General features: G+C 34.9%; 18 protein-coding genes and 1 pseudogene. 12 read left to right on the plus strand and 7 right to left on the minus strand.

Going from position 1 to position 24,360, the window contains the following annotated elements; translation table 11 throughout:
* Nucleotides 1-19: 19 nt before the first annotated feature.
* The 3 genes from ACGLWY_RS04240 to ACGLWY_RS04250 all read right to left on the minus strand — a co-directional run bounded on the left by ACGLWY_RS04240 (nucleotide 20) and on the right by ACGLWY_RS04250 (nucleotide 1,846).
* Nucleotides 20-454, minus strand: coding sequence for an RrF2 family transcriptional regulator (locus tag ACGLWY_RS04240; RefSeq protein ID WP_396618411.1), 435 nt, complete (start codon nucleotides 452-454; stop codon nucleotides 20-22).
* Between the two features lie 67 nt (nucleotides 455-521).
* Nucleotides 522-872 (minus strand): hypothetical protein, encoded by a 351-nt coding sequence (locus tag ACGLWY_RS04245; protein WP_396618412.1) that lies wholly within the window; start codon nucleotides 870-872, stop codon nucleotides 522-524.
* Nucleotides 872-1,846, minus strand: a complete 975-nt coding sequence (locus ACGLWY_RS04250; protein ID WP_396618413.1) for a polyprenyl synthetase family protein — start codon at nucleotides 1,844-1,846, stop codon at nucleotides 872-874. The genes ACGLWY_RS04245 and ACGLWY_RS04250 overlap by 1 nt, the downstream gene beginning before the upstream one ends.
* 206 nt (nucleotides 1,847-2,052) lie before the next feature.
* On the opposite strand from ACGLWY_RS04250, the gene ACGLWY_RS04255 reads away from it, so the two are divergent.
* The 7 genes from ACGLWY_RS04255 (at nucleotide 2,053) to ggt (ending at nucleotide 11,631) form a co-directional block, all read left to right on the plus strand.
* The gene (locus tag ACGLWY_RS04255) at nucleotides 2,053-2,658 is read left to right on the plus strand and encodes a TetR/AcrR family transcriptional regulator (protein ID WP_396618414.1); all 606 of its coding nucleotides are present in this window, start codon (nucleotides 2,053-2,055) and stop codon (nucleotides 2,656-2,658) included.
* A 3-nt stretch (nucleotides 2,659-2,661) separates the two neighbouring features.
* Nucleotides 2,662-4,002, plus strand: coding sequence for a TolC family protein (locus ACGLWY_RS04260; protein ID WP_396618415.1), 1,341 nt, complete (start codon nucleotides 2,662-2,664; stop codon nucleotides 4,000-4,002).
* A 174-nt stretch (nucleotides 4,003-4,176) separates the two neighbouring features.
* On the plus strand, nucleotides 4,177-4,539 hold the full coding sequence (locus ACGLWY_RS04265) for a four helix bundle protein (RefSeq protein ID WP_396618416.1): 363 nt from the start codon (nucleotides 4,177-4,179) through the stop codon (nucleotides 4,537-4,539).
* 58 nt (nucleotides 4,540-4,597) lie between these two features.
* Nucleotides 4,598-5,773, plus strand: coding sequence for an efflux RND transporter periplasmic adaptor subunit (locus ACGLWY_RS04270; protein ID WP_396618417.1), 1,176 nt, complete (start codon nucleotides 4,598-4,600; stop codon nucleotides 5,771-5,773).
* 46 nt (nucleotides 5,774-5,819) lie between these two features.
* Nucleotides 5,820-6,194, plus strand: coding sequence for a four helix bundle protein (locus ACGLWY_RS04275; RefSeq protein ID WP_396618418.1), 375 nt, complete (start codon nucleotides 5,820-5,822; stop codon nucleotides 6,192-6,194).
* A gap of 18 nt (nucleotides 6,195-6,212) precedes the next feature.
* Nucleotides 6,213-9,716 carry an efflux RND transporter permease subunit gene (locus ACGLWY_RS04280; protein WP_396618419.1) on the plus strand — a complete coding sequence of 1,168 codons (3,504 nt, stop codon included), beginning with the start codon at nucleotides 6,213-6,215 and terminating at the stop codon, nucleotides 9,714-9,716.
* Between the two features lie 196 nt (nucleotides 9,717-9,912).
* A complete protein-coding gene (gene ggt / locus ACGLWY_RS04285; RefSeq protein WP_396618420.1) occupies nucleotides 9,913-11,631 on the plus strand; it encodes a gamma-glutamyltransferase in 1,719 nt (572 codons plus the stop codon).
* A gap of 165 nt (nucleotides 11,632-11,796) precedes the next feature.
* Here the strand turns inward: ggt and ACGLWY_RS04290 are convergent, their stop codons facing one another.
* Nucleotides 11,797-14,754 carry a TonB-dependent receptor domain-containing protein gene (locus tag ACGLWY_RS04290; protein ID WP_396618421.1) on the minus strand — a complete coding sequence of 986 codons (2,958 nt, stop codon included), beginning with the start codon at nucleotides 14,752-14,754 and terminating at the stop codon, nucleotides 11,797-11,799.
* A 291-nt stretch (nucleotides 14,755-15,045) separates the two neighbouring features.
* Here ACGLWY_RS04290 and aspS point away from each other — a divergent pair, with 291 nt between their 5' ends.
* From aspS to ACGLWY_RS04305, 3 genes are read left to right on the plus strand one after another with little or no spacing between them, the layout of a single operon-like run.
* Nucleotides 15,046-16,800, plus strand: a complete 1,755-nt coding sequence (gene aspS / locus ACGLWY_RS04295) for an aspartate--tRNA ligase (protein WP_396618630.1) — start codon at nucleotides 15,046-15,048, stop codon at nucleotides 16,798-16,800.
* 16 nt (nucleotides 16,801-16,816) lie between these two features.
* On the plus strand, nucleotides 16,817-18,637 hold the full coding sequence (locus ACGLWY_RS04300) for a chloride channel protein (RefSeq protein WP_396618422.1): 1,821 nt from the start codon (nucleotides 16,817-16,819) through the stop codon (nucleotides 18,635-18,637).
* A 37-nt stretch (nucleotides 18,638-18,674) separates the two neighbouring features.
* A complete protein-coding gene (locus ACGLWY_RS04305; RefSeq protein ID WP_396618423.1) occupies nucleotides 18,675-18,911 on the plus strand; it encodes a hypothetical protein in 237 nt (78 codons plus the stop codon).
* A 234-nt stretch (nucleotides 18,912-19,145) separates the two neighbouring features.
* On the opposite strand, the gene ACGLWY_RS04310 is transcribed toward ACGLWY_RS04305, so the two are convergent.
* A complete protein-coding gene (locus ACGLWY_RS04310) occupies nucleotides 19,146-19,595 on the minus strand; it encodes a nucleoside deaminase (protein WP_396618424.1) in 450 nt (149 codons plus the stop codon).
* Nucleotides 19,596-19,684: 89 nt separating this feature from the next.
* On the opposite strand from ACGLWY_RS04310, the gene dxs reads away from it, so the two are divergent.
* Complete coding sequence (gene dxs / locus ACGLWY_RS04315; protein ID WP_396618425.1) at nucleotides 19,685-21,448, plus strand: 1-deoxy-D-xylulose-5-phosphate synthase; 1,764 nt, start codon at nucleotides 19,685-19,687, stop codon at nucleotides 21,446-21,448.
* A gap of 85 nt (nucleotides 21,449-21,533) precedes the next feature.
* Here dxs and ACGLWY_RS04320 read toward each other — a convergent pair.
* Together ACGLWY_RS04320 and dgt are read right to left on the minus strand one after the other, a co-directional pair.
* Nucleotides 21,534-22,090: pseudogene (locus ACGLWY_RS04320) on the minus strand (REP-associated tyrosine transposase).
* 149 nt (nucleotides 22,091-22,239) lie between these two features.
* Complete coding sequence (gene dgt / locus ACGLWY_RS04325) at nucleotides 22,240-23,580, minus strand: dGTP triphosphohydrolase (RefSeq protein WP_396618426.1); 1,341 nt, start codon at nucleotides 23,578-23,580, stop codon at nucleotides 22,240-22,242.
* Nucleotides 23,581-23,740: 160 nt separating this feature from the next.
* Here dgt and ACGLWY_RS04330 point away from each other — a divergent pair, with 160 nt between their 5' ends.
* Entirely contained in the window at nucleotides 23,741-24,127 is a 387-nt protein-coding gene (locus ACGLWY_RS04330; protein ID WP_396618427.1) for a carboxypeptidase-like regulatory domain-containing protein, read from the plus strand.
* Nucleotides 24,128-24,360 lie beyond the last annotated feature (233 nt).

Here is a 24,360-nt window from a genome sequence, read left to right on the forward strand (position 1 = left end):
TATTTATATTCAAATTTTTTTAAGCCTTTAAAAAAGACACTCCCGATTTTATGTTCAAAGCAAGTTCTTCCAAACTGGTGTTTTCTAACATTTCTTTTAGTTCATCCCTAACGCCCTTAAACTTATCGTGTACTGGACAGGGATGGTTTTCATCACATTTTTCTAAACCCAAACCACATCCATTGTAAATGTTATCGCCATCAATCGCCTTAACAATTTGTGCGAGTTTAATGTATTTAAGCTCATTTTTATCAACCTCAAAACCGCCATAAGCGCCTTTTACAGAATTAATAACTTTATGCCTTACCAATGCCTGCAAAATTTTCGCCGTAAATGCTTGCGGAGAATTAATTTCTTCAGCTATTTCTTTTGGACTTACACGCTTTCCTTCATACGAATTTATCGCAATGAAAATAGACGCTTTAATACCATACTCACAAGCTTTTGAAAACATAATAATTACTTAATTTGATACAAATATAAGATATATTTTTAATTAGGACAAATTCATCTTATTTAATTTATTTGTATTTATTTCTAAACCACACTTTTTGCCATTCCCGTTGCAGAATTAAAAACATAACATCTTCAGATAGCTTGATTGTGTCTTCACCATTTAAAGCTTTTACCTGCTTTTCTGAAACATCAATAATATAAAGCAGATTTAAATATTCGGTGAATTTTTCCTGAATAAGTTTATAAATCGCTTCGTGAAGTAACAATTTTAAACTAGTAGGCAAAACATCTTCATGAAAATCTAAATTGATATTAGCCAGTAAAAAATCCTTATTAAGTTGGCGCACTAAATTTTTATACAAATCCAGTTTATTTGCCTCTTCAACTAAATCCTCGAATGTTGATGGTAAACTCATTAAACGTTTCTATTCATAAGGTTGTTTCCAAAAGCTTTTAGCAGCACTTTTTTATCTTCGGAAATATTAATAGTACTTAAAACACTAAATGCTTTATGGGTATATTCTTGAATGGCATTTTTTGTAGCTTCGGCAGAACCAGAGGATACAAAAATTTGTTTTGCAGTATTTATTTTAGCTGAAAGGTCTTCTGGGTTTGACGAAAATAATTGAGTTAATTCCAACCTATCCGCTTCGTTTGAAAATTCCAGTGCTTTTAGGTACAAATAGGTTTTTTTGTTTTCAATAATATCGCCACCTACTTGTTTTCCAAAAGTTTTTGGGTCGCCAAAAACATCTAAATAATCATCTTGTAGTTGGAACGCAATACCCAAATTTTTACCAAATTCATAAATATTATTTTGGTCTTCTAAGGATGTATTGGCTACAATAGCTCCCATTTTCATGGCGGCACCAACCAAAACGGCTGTTTTATATTCAATCATTTTTAAATATTCGCCAATAGTAACATCATCACGGGTTTCAAAATCCACATCATACTGTTGACCTTCACAAACTTCCAAAGCCGTTTTACTAAACAACTTAGCCAATGCTTGAAAAGTAACAGGTTCATAATTCTCAAATAATTGATATGCCATAATTAACATCGCATCTCCCGAAAGGATACCCGTATTCACATCCCATTTTTCATGTACCGTTTGATACCCACGTCGCAAAGGCGCATCGTCCATGATATCGTCATGCACCAATGAAAAATTATGAAACACTTCAATACTTAAAGCGGCATCGAGTGCAATTTTATAATCGGCATTAAAAATTTCAGCAGTCATTAAAGTTAAAACCGGGCGCAGGCGTTTACCTCCTAATTGCAGAATATAGTTTATAGGACTATATAAAGACAGCGGTTCACGGTCTTGGGTAAACCCTTCTAAATGCGAAGTAAATGCGTCTTGATAAAATTGTACGTTTTGCATCAAACAAAAATAATGCAATTGCTATCACTAATCCAACAACTTTAATCAATATTAAAAAATTGTTAAAACTTTGGAAACTTTTATTGTTTTTAAAGTTTCCTATTGTACATTTGCCTCGGATATGAAATCGCCATATTATCAAAACACACAAAACATGAGGACTATGAGCGATAACAAATGTCCTTTAAAAAAATAAGTGTCACCATTTGAAAGAAGATATTTTAAAAACAGCAGCCGATTTATTCTTAACCTATGGGTTTAAGAGTGTCACCATGGACGATATTGCCAATGCCCTTGGCATGTCTAAAAAAACCATTTACCAATATTTTGAAAATAAAAACGTACTGGTAGAAGAAGCCACATTGTACATGTTTCATTTTATTTCGAAAGGAATTGAAGAAATAGTAGCTCAAGAGAACAATCCTATCGAAGAAATTTATGAGATAAAACGTTTTTTGATGAAACATCTTAAAGACGAAAAATCATCGCCACAATACCAACTTCAAAAATATTATCCAAAAATTTACGAATCCTTAAAGTCCAAACAAGTTTGCGTAATGGATAGTTGTGTAACCCACAACCTGGAACTTGGTATAAAAACAGGATTATACAGAGACACTATAAACACCGAATTTGTATCTAAAATATATTTTATATGCATGACGGCTTTAAAAGATAAAGACCTATTTCCTTTAAATAATTTTTCTATGCACGATTTGATGAACAATTATATTGAATATCATTTAAGAGGCATTTGCACCCCAAAAGGACTTGAACATTTAACCCAATACTTAAACAAAAATCAATCATAAAACATGAAGCACAAACTAATTTTAGTCTTTAGTTTACTCCTTATAATCAAAGGATTTTCTCAAGAAAACTTGCAAAGTCTCAGCTTAGAGCAAGCTATAGATTTTGCATTGCAGAACAACAGAACAGCAAAAAATGCCACGCGCGATATTGAGGCTGCCAAACAGCAAAAATGGGAAACGACAGCTACAGGTTTGCCACAAATATCAGCCGAAATTGGGTATCAAAACTTTTTAAAACAACAGGTATCTTTAATTCCAGCAGAATTTTTTGGTGGTAATCCAGGTGAATTTGCCGAAGTTACTTTTGGCACCAAACAAAGCGTAAATGCCACAGCAACACTAAATCAGAAAATTTTTGATGGCTCATACTTAGTTGGTTTACAATCGGCTAAAGTATTTTTAGAAATTTCAAAAAACGCTAAAACTAAAACCGATCTAGAAATTAGAAAGGCAGTAATAAACGCTTACGGCAATGTGTTACTTGCCGAGGAAAGTGTTGCCATTCTTGAAAAAAACAAAGCCATTCTTGAAAAAAATCTAAACGATTTATCAAAAATGTTTGAAAATGGTTTGGAAGAAGAAGAAAGCGTAGAACAACTTCAAATAACATTATCGGGCGTAAACAGTTCGCTAAAAAACACCATTCGATTAAAAACATTGGCTTATCAAATGCTTAATATCACTTTGGGTCTAGATGTTTATAACCCCACGGTATTAACAGATAGCCTTGAAAGTTTAACGGTTCAAAATATATCTTTAGAATTGGTTGATGCTGATTTAAATTTAGAAGAAGCCATAGACTACCAAATAGCCGAAAACGATAAAAAAGCGAAAGTGTTATTGCTAAAATTAGAAAAAAGCAAAGCACTACCAACTTTAAACGCATTTATAAATGGTGGTTATTCGGCTTTTAGTGATGAATTCAATTTTACAAGCAAAAACCAAAAATGGTTTGGTTCGTCGTTGTTTGGCGTCAACTTAAACATTCCTATTTTCAGTTCCTTAGAAAGAAGTGCCGCTACACAACGTGCTAAAATAAATCTTGAAAAAGCGAAAGACGATTTAATTGAAACCGAACAAAAACTACAACTTCAAACGGCTGCTGCAAAAAGCGATTATCAATTCGCCATTGAAGATTATGATAACAAAAAGCTAAACTTAAATCTTGCTGAACGTATTGAACAAAAAAACCAAACCAAGTTTTTTGAAGGTATTGCTTCCAGTTTCGATTTAAGACAAGCACAAACGCAACTATATACAGCGCAACAAGAATTTTTACAAGCCATGCTAGATGTGATAAACAAAAAAGCAGAGCTGGAAACTATATTGAATAAAGTTGATTAGTTTATAAAAAAGAGGTTATAGAAAAGGTTTATGGGTTTATTAGTTTATAAATGGTTATGAGTTTATCATAAATAATTAAGCTTAGATCTAATAAACGGTTAAAAATTTAAACAATAAACCTCACACCTTATAAACTCATAACCTAATAAACTAATAACCTAAATTTTAAAAAACATGAAGCAATTCTCTTTCGAAAAATTAATCGTATGGCAAAAATCAAGAACCTTGTCTGTTTCAATATATAAAACAACAAAGTTATTTCCAGATGACGAGCGTTTTGGTTTAACAAGCCAAATGAGGAGATGTGCTATTTCCATGGCATCAAATATAGCTGAAGGCTCTGGAAGACATGCCAATAAAGATAAAGCACGATTTACGGAAATTGCTTTCGGATCTGCTTTAGAATTGTTAAATCAACTTATTCTATCAAACGACCTTGAATATATTTCAAACGAAAATTACACTCAAATTCGAGAAAACATTACAGAAATAACAGCAATGCTGGATGGTTTGCATAAATCCCAACTCAGCCAATAAACTCATAAACAAATAAACTCATAAACTCAAAATAATAAACTCATAAACTCCATTCAAAATGAAAAATATATCCGCCATATTAATCGTTACGCTTCTTTTAACTGCCTGCAATGGTGAAAAAAAAAGCAAATCATTAGAAGATCTAATTGCTTCAAATAACTTAGAAGCATTAAAACAAAAACGTGAGGAAATTGATGCTAAACAACAAGAATATGCCGCACAATTAAGCCTTATTAACAATAGAATTTCTGAATTGGATACCGTTAAAAGATTATCATTGGTGACTACAGTAATGGCAAAATCTGAGAAATTCGACCACTTTTTAGAACTACAAGGTAATGTTAAAACCAAACAAAACCTTGTTATTTATCCTGAAATGGCAGGCACATTAACGCGCGTTTATGTAAAAGAAGGACAAAACGTTACCAAAGGGCAATTACTTGCAACCATTGATGATGGTGGTTTAAGCCAACAAGTAGCCCAATTACAAATTCAAGCCGATTTAGCCAAAACAACCTTCGAGCGTCAAGAACGTTTGTGGAACCAAAAAATAGGTAGCGAAATCCAATATCTGCAAGCTAAATCTAGTTACGAAGCACAACAACGTGCCGTAAGCCAGTTAAAAAGCCAACTTGCAAAAACCTCAGTTAGAGCACCGTTTACAGGTGTTATTGATGATGTTATTACAGACCAAGGCAGTGTCGTAGCGCCGGGGCAATCGCAATTAATGCGTATTGTTAATTTAGAAGACATGTATATTGAAACCGACGTTCCAGAAAATTACATTTCTAGCATAACCGCTAATAAAGCTGTAAAAGTAGAGTTTCCAATTTTGGGAAAATCCATCGATGCTAAAATTAGGCAAGCGGGTAATTTTATAAACCCAGCTAACAGAACCTTTAAAATAGAAGTTGCGGTTCCTAATAAAGACAAAAGCATTAAACCAAACTTAACCGCAAAACTTAAAATTAACGATTACTCCAACGAAAATGCCATTTTAATTCCTCAAAGTATCATTTCAGAAAATGCCGATGGCGAGCAATATATATACATTATTGAGAATAAAAATGCCGATAATGAAGGAAATGCTAAACGCATCATTATCGAAACAGGAAAAGCACAAGACGATGTCATAGAAGTGACCAAAGGACTTGAAAACAATGCCGAAATTATTCAAGAAGGTGCCAGAAGTGTTAATGACGGTCAAACTGTTAAAGTGATAAATGGTCTTTAGACGGTAGACGGTAGACGGTAGACGGTAGACAAAAAATAAAAATATAATGAAGACTATTAAATTCAAATTTGAAGATTTACAAGTTTATCAAAAAGCATTAGATTTCACCGATTCTACCTATGCTATTACCAAAAATTTCCCTAACGCTGAACGTTATGCATTAACTTCACAATTTATAAGAGCTTCTATTTCTATTGCTCTAAATATAGCTGAAGGAACTGGCGATACAAATGCCCAATTCAATAGATTTTTACAAATAGCTATTGGCTCTGTAAAAGAATGTGTTGTTTGTACAACTATTGCAAAAAGACAAGATTACATTTCAATTGAACAAGAAAAAGAATTAAGAGAAAAACTTGAGGAATTATCAAAAATGATAACCAGTCTTCAAAAACATCTAAAAACCATTACTAAAGACTAACGCCTAAAGACTTCAACAATGACGAAACAACAAAAACAAATCGATAAGGAATTCAAACTATCATCGTGGGCGATACACAATAAGACCACCATTTATATGATGATGGCTATGATTTTCTTTTTAGGTATTTCAGCTTATTTTAAAATGCCCCGAGAAAGTTTCCCAGAAATTAAAGAAACTAAAATTTATATAAGTACGCCTTTTTTCGGAAATACCGCCGAAGATATTGAAAAACTAATTACCGATCCGCTTGAAGACAAACTTAAAACGGTAAGTAATGTGGTAGAAATAACCTCATCATCCCAAGAAGATTATTCAATGATTATTGTTGAGTTTGATGAAGATATTACCGTAGATCAAGCAAAACAAAAAGTTAAAGATGAAATAGATTCTGAAACTTCAGGCGAAGATTGGCCAACATTCAACGGTGCGAAAGTAGAACCTAATGTGTTCGAGTTAAGCATGTCTGAAGAAATGCCCATTCTTAACATTAATATTTCCGGTGATTATCCGGTTGAAAAACTAAAAGAGTTTGGTGAATATCTTCAAGATGAAATTGAAAACTTAATTGAAATTAAAAAAGTAGATATTCGTGGTGCTCAAGAAAAAGAAGTTGAGGTTGCTGTAGATATTTATAAAATGATGGCATCCAAAGTGAGTTTTGATGATGTGATTAGTGCCATAAGTAGCGGAAACATGACCATGTCTGCAGGTAATTTTATCGCTAGCGGTCAGCGTAGAACCATTAGAATCCTTGGTGAAATAGAAGATCCGAACAGTTTAAAAAACTTTGTGGTAAAATCCGAGAATAATAATCCCATTTATTTAAAAGATATTGCCAAAGTAAGCTTCAAAGAAAAAGACAAAACAACCTATGCCCGCGAGTTTGGAGACCCTGTTGTGATGCTCGACGTAAAAAAACGCTCTGGCAAAAACATGGTTGAAGCTGCCGAAAAAATTGAACTTATTAGAAAAGATGCGATTGAAAACGTATTTCCAAAAAACTTGAAAGTAACTATCGCCAACGACCAATCTTCAAAAACCATTGGACAAGTTGATGATTTAGTGAACAACATCATTTTTGGTATCATTCTCGTTGTAACCGTTTTAATGTTCTTTTTAGGATTTAAAAACGCCCTATTTGTTGGGTTTGCCATACCTATGTCCATGTTTATGTCTTTAATGATTTTAAACTTATTAGGCTATACCATGAATACCATGATTCTCTTTGGGCTTATCATGGGGCTAGGGATGTTGGTCGACAACGGCATTGTAGTAGTTGAAAACGTATACCGCCTTATGGATGAAGAAGGCATGAGTCGAAAAGAAGCTGCAAAAAAAGGGATTAGCGAAATTGCATATCCTATTATTATTTCAACAGCAACTACGGTCGCTGCATTTATTCCTTTAGGTCTTTGGCCAGGGCTTATGGGTCAATTTATGATCTATTTCCCAATAACATTATCGGTAGTTTTAGGCTCATCTTTATTTGTTGCCATCTTTTTCAACTCCGTATTGGTATCACGATACATGACAATTGAAGATAAAGACATGCCATTAAAACGCATCATATACATCACCGCAACCATTTCTATTATAGGCTTTATCATTCTTATAATTGGAGGCGATTACAGAGCCTTAGGTTCGCTTATGGTTTTCACAGCCATCATGTTATGGGTGTATCGCTTGATACTTCGAAAAATGGCGAATCGCTTTCAAAACAAAACCCTTGTAAAACTTGAAAACTTCTACGAAAAATCATTAAAAAGTGCCCTAAAAGGTAAAAGGCCTTACTTTGTAAGTATAGGAACTGTTATTTTACTTATCATTTCCTTTATAGTTTTTGGAATTTCTTTGGGAACACAAAGAACAAAAGTAGAGTTCTTCCCAGATAATAAACCAAACCAAATTATAGTCTATATTGAATACCCTGAAGGTACCGATATTGAAAAAACCAATACCATTACCAAGGAAATAGAAAAAAAAGTATATCGTGTTTTAAATGAAGACATGTATAGAAAAGGCGACTATAACTTTATGGTAGAAAGTGCGGTATCGCAGGTGGGTGAAGGTGCTGGAAACCCACAAACCGACGGTGGTTCAGCTGCCGAAATGCCCCATAAAGGAAAAATTACCGCCTCGATGCGCGAATATAAATTTAGAGAAGGAGAAGACAGTGAATTGATGCGCCAAAAAGTACAAGAAGCCTTAGTAGGCATTTATCCCGGAGTTTTAATTTCGGTTGAAAAAGACCAAAACGGACCACCAGCAGGAGCGCCAATTAACATTGAATTAGAAGGCGATGATTACTCGGAGCTTATTAATACTGCCGAAAAAATGCGTGATTTCATCAACTCCAGAAGTATTGCAGGTATCGATGAGTTAAAAATAGACGTTAACAAAGACAAACCAGCCATGCAAGTGGTGGTTGATAGAGAAAAAGCTGGAGAATTAGGCATCAGTGCGTCTCAAGTAGGGCAACAATTAAGAAATGCCATTTTTGGAGCCAAGGCAGGCGTTTATAAAGAAGATGGTGACGATTATGATATTTATGTACGTTTCAATGAAGAAAACAGATATAATTCGAGTGCCATTTTCAATCAGAAAATTACTTTTAGAGATATGGCATCAGGACAAATTAAAGAAGTTCCTGTATCTGCTGTTGCAAAACAATCCAATACATCAGGCTTTAGTGCCATAAAACACAGAGATGTAAGGCGTGTCGTTACGGTGTATTCTGCTTTAGCCCCAGGTTACACCGATGCTGGTGCAGCAGTGTCACAAGTTCAGCATGCCATGAAAGAATTTACAGAACTGCCAAAAAACATTAAAATAGATTATACTGGGCAAATTGAAGAACAAAACAAACAAATGGCGTTCTTAATGGGCGCATTCTTTACTGGATTATTCTTAATATTTTTAATCCTTATCTTCCAGTTTAATTCGTTCTCTAAACCAGCAATCATCATGCTAGCCATATTTTTAAGTTTAATTGGGGTGTTTAGTGGTATTGTTATTACGGGTAGTGCGTTTGTTATTATGATGACCATGATGGGTATCATATCACTGGCTGGTATTGTTGTAAATAACGGGGTTGTTCTTTTAGACTATGCCCAACTTCTTATTGATAGAAAAAAATATGACAGAGGTTTAGATGAAGAAGATTATCTTGATAAAGAAGATTTATACAACAGTATCGTACAAGCTGGTAAAGCGCGTTTACGCCCTGTTTTATTAACAGCCATTACAACTATATTAGGTTTAATTCCTTTAGCTATTGGTTTAAACATTAATTTCTATACACTTTTTAGTGAGTTTAATCCACATATCTATTTTGGTGGTGATAACGTTATTTTTTGGGGTCCTTTGGCTTGGACAGTTATTTACGGCTTATTTGTAGCTACGTTTTTAACGTTAATAGTAGTACCTGTATTATTCTTTTTAGCCATGCAATTAAAAATGTGGATACGAAGCAAAACAACATCTGAGACTACTAGTCCAAAGCTAGAAATTATAGATTAGTAAACAATCACTTAGAAACAAAAAAAGCGGCTGTCTGAAAAGTGTAGTTCTATGTCATATAGAGCTTGTCGAAATATTTCAACTTACTGATAATCAATATCGGTTTCGACAAGCTCAACCTGACAAATAAAACTTAATCCACTTTTCAGACAGCCGCTTTTATATTTAACAAGAAATAATTACCTTGATTAAAGTTATGAGCAAAAACCTAATATATATTTTTAAAACAATAGTACTATTACTAGTATTAAATTCTTGCAAAGAGTCTAAAATTCCTTTTGCAAAAAACCAACATGCCTCCAGAGGTTTAATTACAGAAAAGGCCATGGTGGTATCTGCACGCATTGAAGCTTCTAGTATAGGTGCCGAAATACTTAAAAATGGTGGAAATGCTTTTGATGCCATGATAGCTACTGAGTTAGCTCTGGCTGTTGTTTATCCATATGCCGGCAATTTAGGTGGGGGCGGTTTTATGGTTTATAGAATGGAAAATGGCGATGTTGGCAGTTTAGATTATAGAGAAAAAGCGCCACTAGCAGCAACCAAAAACATGTATCTTGATAAGGATGGTAATATAATTCCCGGTAAAAGTACACTTGGTGGCTTATCTGTAGGCATACCTGGTACTATTGCAGGAATGTTTGAAGTTCATGAAAAATTTGGACTATTACCAATTGAAGATTTATTAAATCCTGTTATTGAATTGGCTACTAAAGGTTATGTGGTTACAGAAAAGCAAGAAAAAAGAATCACGGGTTACCAAGCCTTTTTTAGACAGATAAATAAAGATTCTATTTTATATGAAAAAAAATGGAAAAAGAATGACACCATAAAAAACCTACCACTAGCAAGCACCTTAAAACGTATTTTGTTAAATGGAAAAGACGAGTTTTATAAAGGAGAAACAGCCAATGTTTTAGTGAAATTTCTACAAGATAATGGAAGTATTATAACAAAAGAAGACCTAATAAAGTACAAACCAATTTGGAGAACCCCTATAACCTTTAATTATAAAGACTTAAAAATTATTTCAATGCCACCTCCATCAAGCGGAGGCATTTGTTTAGCGCAGATATTAAAAATGATTGAACCGTATAGTTTAAATGATTTTGGGCACAATTCTGTAAAAATGATTCAAGTTATAACAGAAGCTGAAAGACGTGCGTATGCAGATCGAAATTATTTTCTAGGTGATCCAGATTTTATAGAAATTCCTATTAAAACATTAATAAGTAGCGCTTATTTAAAGAACAGAATGAAAGATTTTTCATTTTTTAAAGCAACGCCCTCAAGCACTGTAAGCCAAGGAAATATAGAAATTATTGAAAGTGATGAAACTACACACTATTCCATAATAGATTCTTATGGAAATGCCATTTCAGCCACAACAACCTTAAATGGTGCTTATGGATCAAAACTATATTGTTCTGAACTCGGTTTTTTCTTAAATAATGAAATGGACGATTTCAGCAGTAAAGTAGGATCGCCAAATATGTTTGGGTTAATAGGCTCGGAAGCAAATAGCATTGCTCCAGAAAAGCGCATGTTAAGTTCTATGACACCTACCATTATTGAAAAAGACGGAAAATTGTTTATGTCTGTTGGCACACCTGGCGGGTCTACTATCATAACTTCTGTTTTACAAACAATATTAAATGTTTATGAATTTAACATGACCATGCAAGAAGCCGTAAACGCTCCCAGGTTTCATCACCAGTGGTTACCTGATGAAATTAGAATGGAGCCTAATTCGTTTGATGAAGGCACCATAAAAAAACTTAAAGCATTAGGGTATTTTATAAATGAAAAGGATGCACCAGTTATTGGTAAAGTAGATGGCATTCTTATTTTAGAAGATGGCCATCTAGAAGGCGGTGCAGATTATAGGGGTGATGATGCATCTGTTGGATTTTAATTCTAAAAATAAAAACAGGCTGTCTGAAAAGTGCTTTGTATCTACACTGTCAGGCGCTTGTCGAAACCGATATTGTTTATCTGTAAATTGAAATATTTTGACAGGCTCAATATGACATTGAGTTACACTTTTCAGACAGCCTCGTTTTTTCTATATAATAATATATTATTTCAAATTAAAACTTATTCTACCAAAAACATAACGCCCATTATTTCCAAATTGAGATACACGTCTTGAATATACAAATTGGTTACTTGATGTTAAATAATCTGGCAATGTATCTGGATAAATGTCAAATAAATTGTTGGCCCCCACTGTTAACCTTAAAGAATCATTAAAATTATATCCTACGGTTAAGTCTGTTACCACCACCGATCCAATTTCAGGATGACCGCCACCAGTTAAATTTCCAGTATCTTCAACACTTCCAAAAAAAGCATTTCTTAAAAAGAAATTCCAATTTCCCATATCTAAGTTATTTGCTAAGTTTGCTTTTACCCTAGGAATTGCCATTTCTAAATAAATTCTGGAAGATTCATCAAAATAAGTATTTAATAATCCGGCATTAGTTAAAATATCACTTCCTTTTGTAGCACCAACCTTTGTTGTTTTAGAAAATGTTGCAGCCAAATTATTTGTTAATGTCCCTTTGCCTATATTCGTTTTATGAGCAATAACAACATCTATACCTTTCGTTTCTGTATCTATGGCATTTGCAAAAAAAGCAGCTTGCCCAATATCTAAATTGTCAAAAACATCACTAAGGGCACTACCGTCATTAGGATTAGAAAAATTCCCGGTATAGGTAATTCTATCATCTATGGCAATAAAAAATCCATCAACCGTAATGGTTAAATTTGCACTAGGTATTTTTGAAGTGAACCCTAAACTTGCATTAAAAGAAGTCTCTTCTTTTAATTTTGGAATACCAAACAATTTGGCGGCTCTAGAGTTATTCGTAAATGTTCCCACTTCTTGAGAAATTCCCTGATCATTAAATAATGTGTTTGATTTACTATAAAACTGTTGATGTAAAGAAGGAGCCCTGAATCCTGTGCTTATCGCTCCTCTTATATTAGTGTTTTCATTCAATTTATAACGCATTGCCAGCTTACCGTTTAAAGTACTTCCAAAATCGCTAAAATCTTCATAACGGGCAGCAACGCTCATCAAAAACTCTTCAGACAAATCACCTTCAACATCTACATACAGTGCCATACTGTTTCTTTTAGCATCAACAGCATTTTCTGGTGTAAAACCTTTAAAAACTTGGGCACCTTCAGAAGGTTGATCACCATAAAAATCAGTAACTTTTAAAGAAGGATTTGCACTTATAGCAACTCCTGATGCTACTTCTCCGTTAATATCATACCTTTCATAAGATGATTCTTCACCAGCTTCAATAAAAAAGTTCTCAACTCGATATTCGGCTCCAAAAGCTATATTTAGTCCAGACATGATATCGTCATAGAACTTGGACATATCTAAATTGACCGTATTTTGTTGAAATCCGTTTAAACCAGCATCAAATTCTGTGGGCGAAGATGCTTGTAAATAAAAGTTTGTAGTATTGGTAATAATATAAGCAAATGTATTTTTTCCCCAAGTATGCGATAAATCAATATTCCAATCGTTAATTTTACCGCTAATACCAAATCCTAAAGATTTATCGATAATGTCAGACTCAATATTTGGTAAAAACCCATTAATATAAGCTAAAGTATTCCCTCTACCTGAGCCCGTTCCTGGCGCCCTATAAAATCCTGAAGCATCCCCATGTCTATAAGACAAGCCTCCAAAAGCATAAAACTTAGTTTCGTTTTCTTTATCTCCAAATGGAATTTCCAAATTCCCCATAAACTGTCCTTGGTCTAACCCTGATTGACCAACACTCATATTATAATCGTCACGCGTTTGTCCTCTAACCAATAATTCTTGATCAGTATAATTGGGCAATCCTTTCAATATACCTGTTCCTTGGGTTCCTGTTGCAATATTATATCCAGATAATTCTTCTATACTGTTAGCATTGGCTATTTGTGTTTTTAAAGAGTTATCAAAATAAGGAACCAACTGTGCAAAAGTTTGGATAGCCCCTAAATCAGTTCTTAGTTCAGATAAATTGAACCCCGCATTGTAAGCTTGCCATTCTACGGCATTATAAGCACTAAAAATGCTTCCGCTAAAAGGTTTTGCTCTTGAGGTACGCTCTCTTGATGTTAAAGATCCTGTTAAATTAATAACCCCCCCATTATCACCTAATGGAATTCCATAATTTAAATCGATTTGAGTTTTTTCTCCATCTACACCGCCATCGTGGTCGTTAGCATTTTTTGAGATGTTAGCACCCGTGGTTACTGTGGCAGTTAACTCGTTAACATTATTTTTTAATACAATATTAATAACGCCCGCAATGGCATCCGATCCGTATTGTGCCGCAGCACCATCACGTAACACTTCTATCCTTTTTATTGAAGCCGCTGGTATGGCATTTAAATCGGTGCCCACAGAACCACGCCCTGGAGTACCATTAACGTTTACCAAAGAAGATGTATGTCTTCTTTTGCCATTTACTAATACCAATACTTGGTCGGGGCCTAAACCTCTTAATTGAGCAGGATCAATATGATCTGTTCCATCAGATACCGTTTGGGTGTTTGACGAAAACGAAGGCGCTACATAATTTAAAATCTGTGTTACAGACACTTGAGGTCCAGCTGTAGTTAATTCAGTCATATCGATAACATCTACGGGAACAGCAGTATCAACCGACGTTCTACTTGGATTTCTTGATCCAATTAACATAACTTCATCTAAAGAAACACCTTCTTGAAGCGAAACTTTAATGTTTTGAGCAGAAGTTACTACAATTTCTTTTGTATTAAAACCAACGGATGATACAACAACCGTTACTGGAAATTTGGCAACATCGATGCTAAATTTACCGTCAAAGTCTGAAATTGCACCATTTGTAGTGCCCTTAATGATAATGTTAACTCCAGGCAAAGGTGTATTGCTTCCTACATCCGTTATAGTTCCTGTAATTGTTCCTTGAGCAGCTATTGCCAATGGAAAAAACAAACCTACTATCAAGCAGATTTTAAAGAGTAAAAAATTTTTCATGTTTTAGTTGTTTTTAGTGTTTTAATACCTACAAGGTACATATAAAAAAGCTTTATTTAAAAAAAAAGAAATAGTCACCACACACTTATAGTGCGTTTTTAATTAAAAAATAGCTATAAAATTGCGTTATTCATAAAAATATAGGCTAAAATTAGCATTAAATAAGTTGTTTGTTCTCATTTTAAAAAAAGCAAATCAAAGTCTTCTGCTTATTTAATTGCTTTTAAAAAAAAAAGCCAAAACATGTCTACTCCGTGGTATTTCATTAAATTTGCACTTCAAATTTCAACTATGTACAGAAGTCATAATTGTGGTGAATTAAATGCATCACATATAAATAAAGAAGTCACACTTGCTGGGTGGGTACAAAAATCTAGAGATAAAGGCTTTATTGTTTGGGTAGATTTACGCGATCGATACGGTATTACGCAACTTGTTTTTGATGAAGAACGCACTTCTAAAGACATGTTATTACAGGCACAAAATTTAGGTCGTGAGTTTGTCATTCAAGTAAAAGGAATGGTTATAGAACGCGCATCAAAAAACCCAAATATGCCAACAGGCGATATTGAAATTTTGGTTTCAGAACTAACCGTTTTAAACGAAGCCTTATTACCCCCTTTCACTATTGAAGATAAAACCGATGGTGGTGAAGAATTACGTATGAAGTATCGCTATCTGGATATTCGTCGTAACCCTGTAAAAAACAGCTTGATTTTTAGACATAAAGTAACACAAGAAGTTAGAAACTATCTGTCTAAAGAAGGTTTTATAGAAGTTGAAACACCTTACCTAATAAAATCGACTCCCGAAGGTGCACGCGATTTCGTAGTGCCCTCACGCATGAATGCAGGACAATTTTACGCACTTCCGCAATCGCCTCAAACTTTTAAGCAATTGCTTATGGTTGGTGGCATGGATAAATACTTCCAAATAGTGAAATGTTTTAGGGATGAAGATTTACGTGCCGACAGACAACCGGAATTTACACAAATAGATTGTGAAATGGCGTTTATTGAGCAAGAAGATATTTTAAATGCATTTGAAGGCTTAACGCGCCACTTACTAAAAGAAGTCAATGGTGTTGACATTGAAAAATTCCCAAGAATGCTATATGACGATGCCATGCGTTTATATGGAAACGATAAACCCGATATTCGTTTTGGGATGGTATTCGGTGAATTAAACGAGGTTGCCCAACATAAAGATTTTGGTGTTTTTAATAGTGCTGAATTGGTCGTTGGTATTGCAGTACCCGGTGGGAACGCTTATACCAGAAAAGAAATCGACCAATTAATTGATTGGGTAAAACGCCCACAAATTGGTGCTTTAGGAATGGTTTACTGTCGTTGTAATGAAGACGGCACATTCAAATCGTCTGTCGATAAATTTTATGATGAGACCGATTTAGCTAAATGGGCAGAAGTAACTGGCGCCAAAGCAGGCGATTTAATTTGTGTACTTTCTGGTGATAAAAATAAAGTACGTGCCCAATTAAGTGCTTTACGTATGGAATTGGCAGAACGTTTAGGACTTAGAAATCCAAAAGAATTCGCACCCCTTTGGGTTATGGATTTCCCTTTATTAGAATGGGATGAAGAAACCAAACGTTACCATGCCATGCACCATCCATTTACATCACCAAAACCAGGTCAGTTGGAATTATTGAAAACCAACCCTGGAGAAGTAAAAGCCAATGCGTACGATTTGGTGTTGAACGGAAACGAAATTGGTGGTGGTTCTATTAGAATTCACGATAAAGAAACACAATCCTTGATGTTCGATTATTTAGGATTTACACCTGAAGAAGCAAAAGCCCAATTTGGGTTCTTAATGGATGCCTTTCAATATGGCGCGCCACCACATGGTGGTTTAGCTTTTGGATTGGATAGATTGGTAGCTATTCTTGGCGGACAAGAAACCATTCGTGATTTTATTGCGTTCCCAAAAAACAATGCAGGTCGAGACGTTATGATTGATGCGCCAGCACCAATTGACGATGCGCAATTAACGGAGTTAAGCCTAAAACTTAATTTAAAACAATAAAAAAGAATCCTGCAAAATGCAGGATTTTTTAGTAGATTTAAACATGCCGAAACAAACCATTTTAAAACAAGTACTCATCTGGAGAGCTAAACACATTTCTCACAGACAATTTGTATATATATTAAGTATTGTTATTGGTTTTACCTCGGGTGTAGGTGCTGTGATTTTAAAAAATTTAACACACTTTTTTCAACATTTATTAGAAGGGAATTTAATCAAGTATTATCATCATGCATTTTATTTTTTGTTTCCTATTATTGGTTTAACCATCGTTTATTTTATTATAAAATATGTTATTAGAAACAAAGTAAGCCACGGAATCCCTTCTACCCTTTTTGCTATTTCAAAACGAAAAGGCATCATGAAACAATACCAAATGTTTGGCTCTATTTTAACGGCACCGCTAACGGTTGGTTTTGGTGGTTCGGTAGGGCTAGAAGGGCCTACAGTAGCTACAGGAGCTGCTATTGGCTCTAACATTTCAAGAATGTTTCACATGAACCAAACCACTCGAAATTTACTGATTGGTTGTGCTGCCGCTGGTGCCATGTCATCTATCTTCAAAGCACCTATTGCCGCTATTATTTTTGCTATTGAGGTGTTTAGTTTAGACTTAACCATTGCATCCATGCTGCCCCTTTTATTGGCATCACTTTCTGCTATTCTAACTTCATATTTTTTCTTTGGAGACGATATTTTATTACCCTTTAGAATTGAAGATAAATTCGTTATTTCCGATGCGCCTTTTTATGTGGTTCTGGGTGTTTTCGCCGCTATAACATCCATCTATTTTGCCCAAGTTTACGATAAGTTTCAAAAATTTTTCGACAAAATAAAATCTCCTATAAAACGTTTAGTAATTGGTGGCATTCTTTTAGGTATTTTAATTTATTTCATTCCACCACTTTATGGCGAAGGGTTTGATGTTATTAACAACCTTATTGCCGGCAACCCAGAAAAAGCTTTGGAAAACAATATCTTCCAAATGGATTTAACCAATATTTGGATTATCGTTTTACTTTTAGCTGGCTTGGTGTTTTTTAAGATTATTGCCAGTGCCCTCACTTTTGGAGCGGGTGGTGTGGGCGGTATTTTTGCACCAACACTTTTTATGGGGAGCATCATGGGTAATTGTATTGCCAAAATAATTAATAACTGCGGTTTGTTTGGCACACCTATTTCCGAAAGCAATTTCACCCTTGTGGGTATGGCAGGTTTACTTGCTGGTGTTTTACATGCACCATTAACCGCTATTTTCTTAATTGCAGAACTTACTAGTGGCTACGAGCTCTTTATACCCTTAATGCTTACGGCAACCATTTCATTCGGTATTACAAAATACTTTAGCTCGCATTCGGTTTATAATATGGAATTGGGCAGAAAAGGCGAACTCATAACCCACGACAAAGACCACGCTGTATTAACCTTAATGGATATAGATCGCGTTATTGAAACCAATTTTGTAACCATAACATCTAACATGAATTTAGGTGAAATTGTGCACACTGCCGTTATTAAATCCAATCGAAATATTTTCCCTGTCGTAAAAGCTAAAACACAGGAGTTAGTGGGCGTTATCCTTTTAGACGATTTAAGACCCATTATGTTTGATCAAGATTTATATGGTGAAATATTGGCGCATGACATCATGCAACCACCCCCCGAAGTCATTGATATTGACAAAGATAAAATGACCGAAATTATGCAAAAATTCCAGGACAGTAGTGCATGGAATTTACCCGTTATAAAAGATGGTAAGTATTTTGGATTTATATCAAAATCTAAACTGCTCACCGCATACAGAAGACAATTGATAAACCACACCAAAGAAAATTAAAGCAGCCATGTTTATCGTGGCAAATCTTATTTTATAAATGAAATACTTAATTATCATATTATTTATAGCTTCTTTTGGAAGTATCCTAACAGGATTTTTTTTAGATTTAGAATCTTCCCAAAAACTTATTGGCTTCGGCGTTATGGGGCTGTTTTTTATTGTATTCCCGCTGTTTTCGTATTACCGTTGGAAAGATAAAGATGTTAAAGATTATATGCTTACTAAAGAAAATTTAGATAAAATGCGTAAAAATCAAAAAGAAAAGAAGATTTAGCAGTGTTCAGTCACAGTGTTCAGTTGCAGTAATCAGTGGTGTTAAAGAGTATTAATATTCACAAAAAAACTCAGTGAATCTCTTTTTAAACTCGGTTAATCTCTGCGAAACAATACGGTTGCAGTAATCAGTCGCAGTGTTCAGTTAGCAGTGTTCAGTGGTGTTAAAGAGTATTAATATTCATAAAAAACTCTGTGAATCTCTTTTTAAACTCTGTGAATCTCTGAGAAACAATTAATTCAAATTACGTCTTTCAATAAAAAACCGTTTCAGTAACTCAGCAGCTTCCGTTTCCATAACACCACCTTTAATAATGGTTTTAGGATGCAGTTTGGTTTTTAAATTAATACACCCACGTTCCAAATCCCTAGCACCATAAACAATATTCGATATTTGGCTCCAATATAAAGCACCCGCACACATTTGGCAAGGCTCCAGCGTTACATACAACGTACAATTCCTTAAATATTTACCCCCTAAAAAATTAGCTGCAGCTGTAATTGCCTGCATTTCGGCATGTGCCGTAACATCGGTTAATGTTTCAGTTAAATTATGCCCACGAGCTATAACCCTGTTGTCAATAACAACCACAGCACCTACAGGAATTTCACCCTTTTCAAAAGCCATTTCTGCTTCCTGCAAGGCTTTTTTCATAAAATAGGTATCGTCAAAAGGTTGTATCATAAAAAAACTTAAACAATTAAAAATCAAAAATACAATTTCAAAATGATAATGACGCTCGTATCGTTTTCAAATATTACATTTGTAAGCGCATGAGCCATTTCTTAAAACATATCAATTCACCAAAAGAACTTCGTCTTTTAGACCAAAAAGAGTTACCTCAACTTGCCCAAGAATTACGGGACTTTATAATAAACATTGTTGCTACCAAAGAAGGGCATTTAGGAGCGAGTTTAGGGGTGGTTGAATTAACCATTGCGCTACATTATGTGTTTAATACGCCCGAAGACCAGCTCATTTGGGATGTGGGCCATCAAGCATATGGACATAAAATTCTAACAGGCAGAAAAGAGCTGTTTCATACCAACCGACAAGTTGGTGGACTTAGCGGATTTCCAAAACGCGATGAAAGTGTTTATGATGCTTTTGGTGTCGGGCATGCCTCTACTTCTATTTCGGCAGCTTTGGGTATGGCGATTGCTTCCAAATTAAAAGGTGATTTAGAAAAGCAACATATTGCTGTTATTGGCGATGCCAGTATTGCAGGCGGCATGGCGTTTGAAGGCTTAAATCATGCTGGGGTTACCAATGCTAATTTACTGGTCATTTTAAACGATAATGCTATTGGTATCGACCCAAGCGTAGGTGCCTTAAAGCAATATTTAACGAATGTTAAAAAGGGCATTCAACGGAAAAACAATATTATTAAAGCTTTAAATATTGATTATTCAGGTCCTATTGATGGCCATGATATTAACAAAGTCATTTCAGAATTAAAACGTTTAAAAACCATTAAAGGGCCGAAATTTTTGCACATCATTACCACCAAAGGCAAAGGCTTAAAACAAGCGGAAGAAGACCAAGTTAAATACCACGCCCCCGGAAAGTTTGATGCTTCTACTGGCGATATTATTTCTAAAACACCATCGGAATTCACCAAATACCAAGATGTTTTTGGGTACACTATTGTGGAACTTGCCAAACAAAACAAAAATATTGTGGGTATAACGCCTGCGATGCCAACGGGAAGCTCACTAAAATACATGATGGACGACATGCCAGACCGTGCTTTTGATGTGGGCATTGCCGAACAGCATGCCGTAACGTTAGCCGCTGGTATGGCAACCCAAGGACTCATACCGTTTTGTAATATCTACTCCACATTTTTACAACGTGCCTACGATCAAATTATTCATGATGTCGCCTTGCAAAAGCTACCTGTTATTTTTTGCTTAGACCGTGCAGGACTAGTTGGTGAAGATGGCGCCACACATCATGGGGTTTTTGATCTGTCATATTTAAGATGTATTCCCAATCTCATTATTTTTTCACCCAGAAATGAGGTTGAGTTAAGAAACATCATGTACACCGCACAACTTGGTTTACAACAACCCATGGCAATTCGCTACCCTAGAGGCACTGGTGTTACTGTCGATTGGAAGCAACCGTTTTCTAAAATAGAAATTGGCAAAGGCGTTCAGTTAAAAAAAGGCCGTAAACTGGCTGTTTTAAGTACGGGGACAATTGCTAAGAATGTCAGTGATGCTATTGAAAAATCGGAGCATCCTGATAGCATAGCGCATTACGATATGCGTTTTATAAAACCTTTGGATGAGGTATTATTGCATACTATTTTAAAGACTTTTGAAACGGTTATCACTATAGAAGACAACAGCATCAAAGGCGGTTTTGGAAGTGCTGTTTTAGAGTTTGCGGCAGCAAATAATTATAAAAACAACATCAAGCTTTTGGGCATTCCAGATGTGTTTATTGAACACGGCAGTGTTACTGAACTTCAAAAAAGTATTGGTTTGGATGTTGAGAGTTTGGCAAAATATTTTGAATTGTTTTTGTAATTTGAAGAAAAGTTAAACGCTTGGAGTTATAAATAACCCGCTACCGCTAAGCTCTGGCTTAGTGGCGGCAAGAGTAAGCAAAAACTCAACCCAAAAATCCAGTACTATCAATCTCCAAAACCGTATAATCGTCCTGAAAGTTTCTTGCACTTGAATATTTCCAATGGGTTGGATCTGTTACCAAACCGCTTTCCACAGGATTATTGTGAATATAATCTATTTTTTGCTTTATATCTGCATCAGTCCATAATTCTATGGGCTGGTTATGATGCTGCCAAAACTGGTATTTGGAACCATTGGTTTTCTTTTTTGCTGCTCTTTCAAAAAACCACAACAAATAGTCTTTTCTGCTTTCTTGCGGATTGGTTTCTATGGCTTCTATGATTTTCTTTGCCGTAAAGCTTTTAAAATCTCTCAACAAGCCATCTGGTTCATCATGACTCGACCTGAAAATTAAATGTACAAACTTGGCATAAAACAATATGCATACAACTCCATGCCCTTTTTTGCTCTGCAATAGTTTATAGTTTCTACTAATACATCAAAATAAGTTTGTCTTGTAAAAACATCCAACCAGTATACCGAAGTAAACGACACGAAGTATAACCCAGACTTATTATGGAATTTATAGTTTCTACTCATAAATCTAAAACACAAAAAGCTTTTACATCCTGTATAAAAGCTACTGTTTTCTTACTCATACCGCCACTAAGCGGAGCTTAGCGGTAGCGTGCGTGCATTTAAAGCTAACTAACTCAGGCACAAACCATATACAAACAGTTTAATCTAGCCTAAATCTCAAACCCTTTTATTTTTTTATATTCCAAAATAGCTTTACTATCTGAAAGTAAAGACACATAAAAACACACGCTAGACAAGCGTTGGTACAAACTGGAACTATCGATGTTTATGGTTTTTGGAAGGCTTTTAAAAATAAGCTTGTCATAATTTGAAGCCGTTCCATCATACATGTTGTTTATGGCATTGGTATAAGTGGTTAACAATGTATTTATAACGCCATACCCTGCAATTTCTTTATCTACTACCTCGATGGATTGGTAGATGTTTTCAACACTAATTTTAATAATGTCTTTTATTTGTGCGTCGTATTTGCTTTTATCTAGCAGAGCGCAATCGAATTCTCCATTTAGAATGGCTTCTTCGTGGGTCATAAAAATATCGACCGCTTCATTAATAAGACTTCCTATTGCCAAAGCACGCAAATACCCAATGCGGTCTTCTTTGGTTGAAAGTGCATAATAGTTTTCGGGTTTTATGTTGTCACGTATTATTTTGGACAGGTATTCTAAAGCAAACTCTTCCTGAATGAGACCTAGATTGATACCATCTTCAAAATCGATGATGGTATAACAAATATCATCGGCTGCTTCCACTAAAAAAGCCAATGGGTGGCGTGCAAAACTTAAGTCTTTATCGCTGCGTTTCATCAAACCCAGCTCGGATGCAACATCCGTAAAAGCTTCTTTGTCACTTTGAAAAAAACCATATTTTTTATCGGCAATATGAGTTGTTGGTTTTTTGGGAAGTGACTCTTTGGGGTATTTGGTAAAAGCTCCCAAAGTCGCATAACTTAAACGTAAACCCCCACTTCTTCCAGCTCTGCTTTCGGTTAAAATTTTAAATCCGTTGGCATTGCCTTCAAAATCACATAAATCTTGGTATTCTTTTGCGGTTAGTTGGCTTTTATAGTTACTGCCTGCTCCTGTTTTAAAAAATTCACCAATGGCTTTTTCGCCCGAATGTCCAAACGGCGGATTTCCTATATCATGCGCTAAAGCCGCCGCAGCTACAATGGCTCCAAAATCGTTCGCTTGATAGCCATGAATATTTTGTAAATGTGGATGTTTTTCCAATAATTTTTTGCCAACCAATCGCCCCAAGGAACGCCCCACCACACTAACTTCCAAGCTGTGGGTTAAACGCGTGTGCACAAAATCGGTTTGCGATAAGGGGATTACCTGTGTTTTATCTTGTAAACTTCTAAATTCTGATGAAAAAATCACACGATCATAATCTACTTCAAAACCTAAGCGGGTTTCATCTTGTTCTTTTCTAATGCGTTTATTAGTGTCACCAAAGCGTTTTAAGGATAGTAATTGTTCCCAGTTCATTGTTAAATTTTAAGTATGGGCAAGATAACTAAATTCAACAAAACTAAAATTGAAAATTTGATAACATTAAGATAACATTCTAATGACTGTTGTTTAATGTTTAGATAACATACTATTTGATTAGAATCGTTTTTTTTGCATTGTTATTTACAACCGTATTATGAAACATTTAATTTATTTATCTCTTTTTTTACTTACCGCTACTTCCTTTGGGCAAAACACAGGCTTAATTGTTGGTAAAATCATGGATAATGAATTAAATAATGCGCCGTTAGTACTCGCTAATGTTTCAGTAAAAGGTACTGCCATAAATTCAAATACCGATTTAACTGGTATGTTTATTATTGAAAACCTAGAAGCTGGTGATTACACGCTAGTTTGCAGTTTTGCCGGTTATGAGACCCAAGAAATTAAAGTACACGTAGATGCATTAAAACCTGCCGAAGTAAAACTATCCCTTGCTGCAAGTACCATTTCATTAAGTGAGCTAGCATTGCTTACTAGCGTTACACAAAAAGATGATAAATCGGCTGCTGTATTGAATTAATATAGCAATTCATTATTTAAAAGCATCCTTCTTCTTCTTATTATTTATTTCCATTCAAAAAAAGGATGGGTTTTTTGCTTTTTAAGCAAGCTGAATTTATATGCTTTGTTTTTAGCTTCTTTCTATTCATTCATAAAAAAATCAATGTTAAATTAATGTTTAGAAATCAACGATTCGGTAACATTAACATAACCCTTTTGTTACCGTTGTTTAACCTGCTCATAACATCCTAT

Source organism: Mariniflexile sp. HMF6888 (assembly GCF_044335535.1).
GTDB lineage: Bacteria > Bacteroidota > Bacteroidia > Flavobacteriales > Flavobacteriaceae > Mariniflexile.

Excerpts from the sequence above, each read along its gene's own strand:
- ACGLWY_RS04240 (WP_396618411.1), bottom strand. The coding sequence starts at position 454 with ATGTTTTCAAAAGCTTGTGAGTATGGTATTAAAGCGTCTATTTTCATT.
- ACGLWY_RS04245 (WP_396618412.1), bottom strand. The coding sequence starts at position 872 with ATGAGTTTACCATCAACATTCGAGGATTTAGTTGAAGAGGCAAATAAA.
- ACGLWY_RS04250 (WP_396618413.1), bottom strand. The coding sequence starts at position 1,846 with ATGCAAAACGTACAATTTTATCAAGACGCATTTACTTCGCATTTAGAA.
- ACGLWY_RS04260 (WP_396618415.1), top strand. The coding sequence starts at position 2,662 with ATGAAGCACAAACTAATTTTAGTCTTTAGTTTACTCCTTATAATCAAA.
- ACGLWY_RS04265 (WP_396618416.1), top strand. The coding sequence starts at position 4,177 with ATGAAGCAATTCTCTTTCGAAAAATTAATCGTATGGCAAAAATCAAGA.
- ACGLWY_RS04270 (WP_396618417.1), top strand. The coding sequence starts at position 4,598 with ATGAAAAATATATCCGCCATATTAATCGTTACGCTTCTTTTAACTGCC.
- ACGLWY_RS04275 (WP_396618418.1), top strand. The coding sequence starts at position 5,820 with ATGAAGACTATTAAATTCAAATTTGAAGATTTACAAGTTTATCAAAAA.
- ACGLWY_RS04280 (WP_396618419.1), top strand. The coding sequence starts at position 6,213 with ATGACGAAACAACAAAAACAAATCGATAAGGAATTCAAACTATCATCG.
- ggt (WP_396618420.1), top strand. The coding sequence starts at position 9,913 with ATGAGCAAAAACCTAATATATATTTTTAAAACAATAGTACTATTACTA.
- ACGLWY_RS04290 (WP_396618421.1), bottom strand. The coding sequence starts at position 14,754 with ATGAAAAATTTTTTACTCTTTAAAATCTGCTTGATAGTAGGTTTGTTT.
- aspS (WP_396618630.1), top strand. The coding sequence starts at position 15,046 with ATGTACAGAAGTCATAATTGTGGTGAATTAAATGCATCACATATAAAT.
- ACGLWY_RS04300 (WP_396618422.1), top strand. The coding sequence starts at position 16,817 with ATGCAGGATTTTTTAGTAGATTTAAACATGCCGAAACAAACCATTTTA.
- ACGLWY_RS04305 (WP_396618423.1), top strand. The coding sequence starts at position 18,675 with ATGAAATACTTAATTATCATATTATTTATAGCTTCTTTTGGAAGTATC.
- ACGLWY_RS04310 (WP_396618424.1), bottom strand. The coding sequence starts at position 19,595 with ATGATACAACCTTTTGACGATACCTATTTTATGAAAAAAGCCTTGCAG.
- dxs (WP_396618425.1), top strand. The coding sequence starts at position 19,685 with ATGAGCCATTTCTTAAAACATATCAATTCACCAAAAGAACTTCGTCTT.
- dgt (WP_396618426.1), bottom strand. The coding sequence starts at position 23,580 with ATGAACTGGGAACAATTACTATCCTTAAAACGCTTTGGTGACACTAAT.
- ACGLWY_RS04330 (WP_396618427.1), top strand. The coding sequence starts at position 23,741 with ATGAAACATTTAATTTATTTATCTCTTTTTTTACTTACCGCTACTTCC.